General features: G+C 55.2%; 1 protein-coding gene. It reads left to right on the top strand.

Annotation, left to right across the window (positions count from 1 at the left end; all coding sequences use genetic code 11):
- The first annotated feature begins 195 nt into the window (after window positions 1-195).
- Window positions 196-402 carry a 30S ribosomal protein S21 gene (gene rpsU, locus ACYVHT_RS23330; RefSeq protein WP_008207378.1) on the top strand — a complete coding sequence of 69 codons (207 nt, stop codon included), beginning with the start codon at window positions 196-198 and terminating at the stop codon, window positions 400-402.
- Window positions 403-589 lie beyond the last annotated feature (187 nt).

Genomic DNA, 589 nt, shown 5'->3' with positions numbered 1-589 from the left:
ACCAGATCGCTGGGCTGATCTGTCTGGTTTTCCTGGCTGCTCATGGGGGGTCTCCCGAAATGAAAGTGATGCGACCCCCGGCATCTGGGGAGTCGCGGCGTGATATCACAGTACTAGACAACATACAGGAGCTTTGCTATATGGCCACTTCCTGCAAATCCTTGCAACTCTATCTAGAAAGGTGGTGAAAACCACATGCAGGTTAGTGTTCGTGACAACAATGTCGATCAGGCGCTCCGCGCTCTGAAGAAAAAGCTGCAGCGTGAAGGCGTCTTCCGCGAAATGAAGCTCAAGCAACATTTCGAAAAGCCGTCCGAGAAAAAAGCGCGCGAGAAAGCTGAAGCGATCCGTCGTGCCCGTAAACTGGCGCGTAAGAAAGCACAGCGCGAAGGTATGCTCTAAGCTCCTTCTATCGGCCTTTTAGGCTTCCAGTTCTTTTCTGGACACAAAGTTGATGACCCCCGCGCCATGGCTCGGGGGTTTGTCATTTCTAGGGCCCCGTGATCCTGACCGTGATCCTGACCGCCTGCCATCCCGACCGCCGGTTTTGCAGACAGCCCGCGCCCCCATCTGTGCCGGCAGCTTTGCC

The sequence above is a fragment of the Hymenobacter daeguensis genome (genome assembly GCF_054780555.1).
This window is presented reverse-complemented; position numbering and strand designations above follow the sequence as displayed.

What these genes read in the sequence shown, in the direction of transcription:
- rpsU (WP_008207378.1), top strand. Translation starts at nt 196, where the DNA reads ATGCAGGTTAGTGTTCGTGACAACAATGTCGATCAGGCGCTCCGCGCT.